This window comes from Barnesiella sp. (assembly GCF_022723415.1).
GTDB lineage: Bacteria > Bacteroidota > Bacteroidia > Bacteroidales > Barnesiellaceae > Barnesiella > Barnesiella intestinihominis.
This window is the reverse complement of the sequence record NZ_JAIJHU010000079.1, coordinates 1-9319: the sequence shown is the minus strand read 5'-3', so window position 1 is coordinate 9319 and position 9319 is coordinate 1. Positions and strand designations below refer to the sequence as shown.

At 40.3% G+C, this 9319-nt stretch carries 8 protein-coding genes; all 8 read left to right on the top strand.

Annotation, left to right across the window (positions count from 1 at the left end):
- The coding region (locus QVD32_RS11975; protein WP_287710257.1) for a DNA adenine methylase at positions 1-450 on the top strand (450 nt) is incomplete at its 5' end.
- 34 nt (positions 451-484) lie between these two features.
- Positions 485-4237, top strand: coding sequence for a GH92 family glycosyl hydrolase (locus tag QVD32_RS11970; protein WP_118687093.1), 3753 nt, complete (start codon positions 485-487; stop codon positions 4235-4237).
- A 239-nt stretch (positions 4238-4476) separates the two neighbouring features.
- Positions 4477-5895, top strand: coding sequence for an MBOAT family O-acyltransferase (locus QVD32_RS11965; protein WP_021890846.1), 1419 nt, complete (start codon positions 4477-4479; stop codon positions 5893-5895).
- Between the two features lie 10 nt (positions 5896-5905).
- Positions 5906-6883: an SGNH/GDSL hydrolase family protein gene (locus QVD32_RS11960; protein WP_021890847.1), complete on the top strand. Its 978-nt coding sequence runs from the start codon at positions 5906-5908 to the stop codon at positions 6881-6883.
- Positions 6861-7463: an SGNH/GDSL hydrolase family protein gene (locus tag QVD32_RS11955; RefSeq protein WP_021890848.1), complete on the top strand. Its 603-nt coding sequence runs from the start codon at positions 6861-6863 to the stop codon at positions 7461-7463. The genes QVD32_RS11960 and QVD32_RS11955 overlap by 23 nt, the downstream gene beginning before the upstream one ends.
- The gene (locus tag QVD32_RS11950) at positions 7460-8080 is read left to right on the top strand and encodes a hypothetical protein (RefSeq protein ID WP_021890849.1); all 621 of its coding nucleotides are present in this window, start codon (positions 7460-7462) and stop codon (positions 8078-8080) included. The genes QVD32_RS11955 and QVD32_RS11950 overlap by 4 nt, the downstream gene beginning before the upstream one ends.
- Entirely contained in the window at positions 8080-8646 is a 567-nt protein-coding gene (locus QVD32_RS11945) for a GNAT family N-acetyltransferase (protein ID WP_021890850.1), read from the top strand. The genes QVD32_RS11950 and QVD32_RS11945 overlap by 1 nt, the downstream gene beginning before the upstream one ends.
- Before the next feature lie 17 nt (positions 8647-8663).
- Positions 8664-9125 (top strand): alanyl-tRNA editing protein, encoded by a 462-nt coding sequence (locus tag QVD32_RS11940; RefSeq protein WP_021890851.1) that lies wholly within the window; start codon positions 8664-8666, stop codon positions 9123-9125.
- Positions 9126-9319: the final 194 nt, after the last annotated feature.

Here is a 9319-nt window from a genome sequence, read left to right as displayed (position 1 = left end):
AAAACTAATGCCGAACTATTATCTTTAGGATTTTCGACTTTCTTTTTAAATAGGACAAATCGTTCCGGCATTATAAAAGGGGGAGTTATCGGTGGGCTTAATCAAACTGGGAATTATTTAATTGATGCTCGTTATAATTCTGATGATTTGAAAAAACGTATTAAATTAATAGCTTTATATAAAGACAAAATTGAATTGCATAATTTAGATGCAGTAGAGTTAATTCATAATCTACAGAGTAATCTACCAAATAATTCCTTGTTTTACTTTGATCCACCTTACTACAAAAAAGGTAAGGGTCTCTATATGAATTATTATGATGACCAAGACCATAGAGATATTTATAATGCAATCGCAGGATTAGAAAATATAAAGTGGGTGGTAACTTATGATAAAGAAGATTTTATTCTTGACCTTTTAAGGGTTATTGGCTTTTTGCGTGTCATATAAATGACATGAATATTTAATCCTAAAATTTTTAAACATGAAAAACTTATCTTTTTTCATTTTAGTATTTTTCTTATCGTTTCTTAGTCCGGCTTTTGCCGCTTATGACAATCTTTATTTGGTAGGTAATGCTACGGAGGCAGGTTGGGATCCGGATGCCGCTATCCCGATGGAAAAGCAGGAGCCTGGTATCTTTACGTGGACAGGAACTTTATCGGATTATAGTATAGATGAAGGCCGGTTCAAATTTTTGGTGTCGAATAAATGGGAACCTTCCATTACTTGTCGTATAGATATAGCCGGACATTTGCTCGTCGAGTCGGGAAAGGAATACGATTTGTATGAGCGGGCTACCGCCAATGATGGCTTCGATAATGCATTTCAAGTGCCTGTTACGGGAGTCTATACAATCCGTGTCGATTTGAATACAATGAAGATGGTTTGTACCGGAGGAGATGTGATTGCCCGAGAGAATTGGGAGTATGTGAGACCCGAAATCGGAGCTGACGGCGAGGGACATGTGTTCCCGGGAGTATGTGTGCCTTTCGGTATGGTGAAATTAGGAGCCGATTGTGGAGACCGAACCAATAATTCAGGTTGGGGAAGGGGTGGCAATATACAAGGTTTCAGCCATTTGCATGTGAGCGGAACCGGCGGTGGTCCCAAGTATGGAAATATTTTATTTCAACCGATGACCGGAGATTTGAACCTTTCGGATTATTCGTCGGCACGTTCTAACGAGAGATTCGGTTTGGGCTTGTATGAAGTTTCTTTGAGTAAGTATAATGTGGGAGTGAGACTGACGGCATCTGCTAAGGCCGGATTTCATGAATATACTTTCCCTCAATCGGAGTCTTCAAAGATATTGATCGATGCAGGAAGTTGTCTGACACTACATGTCGAATCACAGGAATTGGTAGCCTCGGGGGTAAAAATTCTTTCGAATAAAGAAATCGAGGGTTATTCGACCGTCAAAGGAGGCTGGAATTTAGGTGGTCCTTATACGGTGTATTTCTACGCTTTGTTGGATACCCCCGCCGATGAGTATACTGTTTGGAAAGGGACGTCTGTCCAATCGGGCGAGCAGGTAGATGCAACGGGAACAGAGAAAACCGGGGCTTATTTCGGGTTTCATACGACAGAGGGGCAAAAAGTGAGAGTAAAAGTAGGAATATCGTTTATTAGCACAGAGAAAGCCAAAGCGAACATTTCGGAACTTCCGTCTTGGGATTTTGACGAAATTCGCAATGCAGGAATCGCACAATGGAAAGAGGTGTTGAACACTGTGGAGGTCGAGGGGAACGATAACGACAAGACTATTTTCTATTCGGCTTTGTATCATGCCTTTTTACAACCTACCGATCGCACGGGTGAGAACCCGCTGTGGGAATCGTCCGAACCTTATTTCGACGATTATTATGCCATCTGGGATACATTCAGAGCTACACACCCGTTGTTCGCTCTTTTGAAACCTTCTCGTCAGGCCGATATCGTACGGTCTATGATAGATATTTATGAGCACGAGGGATATATGCCGGACGGCCGTAGCGGGAATTGTAACGGTCGTGTACAGGGGGGCTCGAACAGCGATGTACTGATTGCTGACGCTATCGTGAAAAATTTGCCGGGTATTGATTACGAAAAAGGATTGGCCGCAATGATTAAAAATGCCGAGGTAGAACCGGAAAACCCGAGAAATGAAGGTCGTGGCGGTGTCGAGGAGTATAATACCAAAGGATATATTTCCACGGTGACCGAGCGATCGGGAACTCGCACATTTGAATATGCCTATTGCGATTATGCAATCGCTACCGTAGCAAAGAAATTGGGTAAACAAGATGTTTACGAAAAGTATCTCGAACGGTCGAATAACTGGAAAAACTTGTGGAACGACAACATCAATAGTCTTGGATTCAAAGGATTCTTGTGGCCGAAAAATGGTAGTGGCGACTGGGTGAACGAGAAAGATTACAATGTTTTTCGTCGCGATGGTTGGGAAGGAATCGTATATGAATCATTCCCGTGGGAGATGTCGTTCTACGTGCCTCACGATGTGAACGGGCTGATTGCAAGATGTGGCGGTAAAGAGGCTTTCTTGAAGCGGCTGGATACATATTTTACGCATGTCCAAGACGGGTTCGACCAAAACAGCTATATGGGATTATTCCAAATAAGCAATGAGCCGGCATTTTTAGTACCGAGCCTGTATAACTATGTGAATCGTCCCGACAAGGCGGCGGAGATTGTCCGTAGGGTTTTGAAAGAGCGATATAATACGACTGCTACGGGGTTACCCGGAAATGACGACTCGGGGTCGATGTCGGCTTGGTATATATTCCATTCAATGGGATTTTATCCTAATGCGGGACAGGACATATATCTTATTTCAAGTCCGGTATTTACGAAAACGACAATTAATCTCGACGGAGGAAAAGTGTTTGAAGTATTGGCTCCTAATGCAAGCGATAAGAATATCTATATTCAATCGGCCAAACTGAACGGTCAAGAGCTCGGTCGGTGCTGGTTGAAGCATGAAGAAATCGTTAATGGCGGGACTTTGGAGCTTGTCATGGGCGATAAACCGTCCGATTGGGCTATCGATGGAGAAATGCCTCCATCGTCGCCGATAGGAGTTGAAGAGGTTTCTCCCGAAATAGATTCACCGCAAGTGCGTATACACTCTTACAGTGCACAGGTAAGCAATAACGAAGCGGCTTATTGCCTTTTTGAGGAGCCGGGAAAGGGGGTGAAATGGTGCGACAATAAGAGTACCAATCCCTGGGTGATCTTTGAGTTGGCCGATGTGTATATGGTCGATCGTTTTGTCTTTCGGGATTCGAAAACGGTAGAGGGAAATAACAATGTTCATTCCTATCGTATTTACGTCAGTAGGACGGGAAACGACGGTGATTGGGAAGAAGTGGTGAATCGCAATGATGCGGAAGCGGGAAACGCCAATGTAAAGGATCATCGTTTGGCCGAGCCTAAGGAAGCCCGGTTTGTTAAATTTTCGATGGAACTTCCTACCGGTGAAAATGCCGTGCGTATCTATGGGTTCGATATTTACGGTAAGTTGAAAGAAAGAACGGATAGGGGCAATTTGGTGAGTGTAGGTAAAACGTTTTTGAAGTCCTCGGGGGCTAAATCGTTTTATACCAATGCCCGGCATATTTTTGACGGGTTGAATGAAAATACCGAGTATCATTGGGATTTCGATAGGTCTGCCGCCGATAAGCATTATTGCATTCTCGATTTGGAAGACGAATATGATGTAAATGCATTCAAGGTATATGATGCGAATCAAATCGAAGGGTATAATATCTATGTGGCCACAGAGACCCCCGACCTTAATAAAATAAATAATAGTGCAGATGAGAATAGCGTTTGGACTCTTGTTTCATCGGGCGATTTGAATAAAACGAATAAGTCGGTGACCGTGGATAGGGTGAAGGCTCGTTATGTGAAAATTGAAATTCCAAGCGGAAATATAGACGGAGAGTCGGCAACTGTTACCGAGTTTGAGGTTTATATGGACGGTACTTCTACCGGTTTGACGGGAACCGAAAGAGAAGTCACCTTACTTTATCCCAATCCAGTGAAACGGGGGGAGCCTTTGAACGTGGCGGCTCAGGGTCGATTGAAGATATATACTATCGACGGCTTGAATGTATGCGATGTAGTTGTTGACGGAGAAGCGAGTGTCTCGACTCAGAATTTTATACCGGGTATTTATTTAGCTGTGGTGTCTGGGAGCGCTGGCGATAAATCGTTCAAATTGGTTGTAGAGTAAGTCGTTGTTTTAATGACGTTTATTGTTATTGACATTGAAAAATAAAAAGACTGTTCTTGATTCGCAAGGCAGTCTTTTTTGTATGCCCGATTTTGGGAAGCAAGAAAAGTTTTTTCTCCGATTTGATTAATAGGCTGTTAAGAGAGCTGCATTTTTGTAATAAATTATCTGTTCCTTTTTAAAATAATATTACATTTGTGTGCAGAATAATCTACTTGTCGAATTAAAGAATCAATGTTGTGCTGTTTAATTCCTTAGAATTCATTTTGTTTTTTCCGATTGTATGCTTGGTTTATTACCTGTTGCCGGGTATTAAAGGACGTACGATATTTTTGCTTCTGGCCAGTTACTATTTTTATATGTGTTGGGAGCCCGTATATGCGTTGTTGCTGTTGACAAGTACATCGATTACCTATATTTCGGCCTTGTGCATGGACCGTTCTCGGTCTCGTCGAAGGCGTAAGATTTCATTATTCTCGGGGATATTTATCAATTTGGGTATTTTGTTTTTCTATAAGTACTATGAATTTGCGGGTTCGTTGATTACCGATTTTTTCTCTCTCCTAAATATAGGAATCGATATACCTCGATGGAACGTGCTATTGCCGGTGGGAATTTCGTTTTATATATTTCAAGCTGTCGGTTATGCGGTTGATGTGTACAGAGGAACGATAAAGGCAGAAAAAAATTTTGTAGTATATGCCCTGTTTATTTCTTTTTTCCCGCAGTTGGTCGCCGGTCCTATCGAACGAGCTAAAAATATGCTTCCTCAGTTTAGAGAAAAACATAAGTTTTCGTATGAGAATTTTGATGCAGGACTTAGGTTGATGATATGGGGCTTTTTCATGAAATTGTGTGTAGCAGACCGAGTTTCTACTTATGTCGATGCCGTGTACAATAATTATATGGAACATTCGGGAGTCAGTTTGTTGCTGGCGACCTTTTTCTTTACCTTCCAGATTTATTGTGATTTTGCCGGGTATTCTTTGATTGCCATAGGTTCTTCGAAAATGATGGGCTTTACTTTAATGGAGAATTTTCATCGTCCCTATTTTGCGAAAAGTATCAAGGAGTTTTGGCGGCGTTGGCACATTTCGTTGTCGACATGGTTCAAAGACTATTTATATATTCCGTTGGGAGGGAATAGAGTGGGGCATTACAGACATTTGTGGAATTTGTTTGTAACCTTCTTGGTGAGTGGGATTTGGCATGGAGCGAATCTTACATTTGTTTTGTGGGGTAGTTTGCATGGGCTGTACCAGATTGTCGGAATTGAAAAAAACAGATTGCTCCCGAAGGTAAATGTATCCAAAAGATTACATACGGTTTTTAATTGTTTGGTAACTTTTGTATTGGTTATGTTTGCTTGGATTTTTTTCAGGGCGAATGATCTTCATTCGGCATTCAGTATCATTGAAAAAATTTTTACCGACCGAGGTCCGTTATTTACGGGGGAAGGAATACCTTCGTTGCTGTTAGGATTTATGTGTATAGGTATTTTGATGTTGAAAGAGATAAAAGATGAGATGTCTATAAAAGTTCACGCTTTAAATTCTAAGAACTATTGGGTGAGAATCATATCTATATCTCTCTTTATTGCGTTTATTATATTGACGGCTTCATTCAATGGTGGAGCGTTTATCTATTTTCAATTTTAGATGACCGATTATGAACCGAAGTATATTTAAGTTAGTGAAAACATGTGTGTCGATTATTGTAATCGTACTTGTTTTCGATGTTATATTCGGGCAAGTCATGTCATTTTATTCTAAAAGGTATGGGCTTCCGGGAGATTATGCAAAGATAGAGTATCTGTTTCATCAGGCAAATGAAGATGTGGTGATTATCGGGTCTTCTGTCGCGATTAATAGTTTTATGCCGGATATCATGATGGATAGTTTGGGAATTTCTGTTTTTAATGGGGGGTGTAATGCTCAGAACATAATATTTTTCAGATGTATGATAGACGGGCTGCTTGAACACCATCGACCACGGGGAGTTATTTTAGCTTTGCAGCCCGATGATTTATCGGACGATCATATCGGTAGAATTGAGTTACTAAATCCTTATTACGGGAGAAATCCGGTTATAGATTCTGCGTTGGTCTTGCAAAATGATGGAAAATGCTCTGCTTTTCTTCGATCTAATTTGTATAAATATAATACCGTGTGGTTCCGTATTTTCTTACAATCTTTTTTGCCGAGAGAAGAAATGGCAAATCATGGATTTGTAGCGAAACATAAACCCAATAATTTGCCTATCTTTGAAAATTATGGAGACGAACCTGATGATGATTTTATTTACTCGGTAAAATTAGAATATTTGAAAGCGATTATAACGCAGCTACGATCGAACAATGTAGAATTGGTGGTCGTTTTTCCTCCATATTATCGTAAATTGAGGCACGAGGGGAATCCCTATTCGAAAAGGGTTATTACAGAGTTGTGTCGAGAGAATGGAATTCGGGTGATAGATGATAATCAAATGGAGTATTTTTTTGATAGACCGGAGCTGTTTTATGATAACATGCATTTAAATGGCGATGGCGCTCGGATTTTTACCGATATGTTTATAAACCAAATTTTAAAGAGTGATTTTTACAAAAAAATAAAGAGTAAGAAAAATGAGACTGAATTGGGTGTGTAGAATGGGGAAAATAATGTTGCTTTTGATTTTGAGCTTGGGTGCATGTTCGGAAGAAAAAGAAGGTGAATTGTGTTTCGTGGGCGACTCGTTGGTCGCCGGGTGGGACGTAAAAGATGCTTTTCCCACATGGATTGTACGAAACGATGGTGTGAGTGGCGCGAAGTTGGAGGAGATTGCTACTTGGAATCTGAATTATCAAGACAAAAATGTAGTGATGTTGATAGGAACGAACAATTTGGGAGGGAAACTTTTCAATGATGCTACGAGGCAAGAGTTCATTACCGATTTTGTCGATGAGTATAAGAGAACGATCGAAGGATTGGCTCCACGTCGGGTGTTCGTTATTTCTATTTTACCTAGAAATCGAGAGATCGATAACCCGCATATAAACGATTATATCAAAGAGTTGAATTTTGCATTATCTCAAATGGTCGAGACGTTGAATTATGGTGTATTTTTAGATGTGTATGACGATTTTGCCTATGAAGATAAAATGAATATGAACTATTCGTTAGATGGGTTACATTTGAATGATTTGGGGTATAATATTCTCAATGTGAGGTTATCGAAGGAATTATGAAAAAGAGAGTTTTATTGTTGTTTATAGGAATAATATCTTTTTTGAGTGTATGGTCGCAAAATGACTCGTTACAATCCAAGTCGATTTTTGTGGGTGTGAGAAATAATAAATATGCGTCGATCGGGTTTCAGGCAAAGAATTGGTCGGTGGGATTGGAAAATACCATATTTATACGCCATCTGAACGAGCAATATATCCGAGCGAACGGAACTTTCCGTTACTCTACGGGTGTTTGGGACGTAAAGTTTTCTGCCGAAGCTTTTTTCGGGACCAATTACGCTGGGCGTTTTTATGATAGCGGATTGAAGATCGGCTTGGATAAGAAGATAGGGCGAGTGGAGTTCGGTGCTGGTGTTATGCCAATGTACGATTCTGGTATGGGATATAACACTTGCTATACGGTACATGCTGCTTGTCGTGTGATCCAAGAGGCAGCATTGGTTTTGGATATAACGAATATTCCGGAGTATCGTATGGTCGAACATCGTATTGTTCCGGGCATTCTTTTTCGAGCTCATAAGCTATGGGTTCGTCCTGAGTTGTCCATACCTTTGAATGATAATGTACAATTTACCAGAGTGCTGATTTCTTTCCGATATGATTTTTTATTGAAATAATGTTACAATTCGACATTGATGTAAAGACAGGTATCCGATTAAGGGAGGTTACGTTGAACGATGCCCCTATGATTTATCGAGCCATTGCCGATCATAGGGATTATCTGAAAACGTGGTTGCCTTTTATTGCTAATCTTTCGGAACAAGATGAAATGGACTTCTTATCGCAAGTATTGTCTTTCCCGGAGGAAGAAAGAAATTTTACTTTTGTGATAGAATGTCGAGGAGAGTTTTGTGGATTGGTCGGGTTTGTGAATTCCGATTTTGTCAATCATCGTACCGAAATCGGTTATTGGCTATTGCCCGAATATCAGCGACAAGGAATAATGACCCGAAGTGTTCGGACACTCTGTCGATGGGCTGTGGAAGCACGTTTGATGCATCGCATTCAAATTCGGTGTGCCGTAAAAAATTATTCGAGTAATGCTATCCCTCGGCGATTGGGATTTCGGTTGGAAGGGACGGAACGAGACGGAGAATTGATGTTCTCTGGCGAATATGTCGATACGAATGTATATAGTATTTTAGATTCGGAAATAATCTCTTGGTCAGGTAAAAATATTTGACTTTAAAGATATATGGTATGAAAGATATTCCCCAATTAAATGAGCATAATAAAGAAGAATATCCGCCCATGCACACGACGGAGCATATTCTTAACCAAACGATGATTCGCCTTTTTGGTTGTGGTCGTGCGGTATCGGCTCATATAGAAAGAAAAAAGAGTAAGCTTGATTTCCGATTCCAACGTGAACCGGAAGAATCTGAAATAAATCAAATAGAACAGCAGGTCAACCGAATTATACAAAGTGGTTTACCGATTACGACAGAATATATTACACAAGAAGAAGCGCTGGGACGTTTTGATTTGAGACGATTGCCCGATAATGCTTCGGAAACGGTTCGGGTTGTTAAAGTGGGAGATTACGATGAATGTCTTTGCATTGGTCGTCATGTTGAGAATACATTTGAAATAGGCGTATTTAAGATTATTAGTTATGATTTTAAAGACGGGATATTGCGTTTGCGTTTCAAATTACTTTGATCGCTTTATGCAGAGGTAAAAATATTTTAGTTATAACAATCTGAAAAAGAAAAAGTTTTCATTTCATAGAAAAATAATTCAAAAAAAACATTGAGAAAAATTTGGAATGTAATAGAGAAAGGCAGTATCTTTGCAGCACTTTCGCAAAACGGGGAGGCCACGGGGCCGCCGTTGGAGAGAGAAGTTCATTGAAG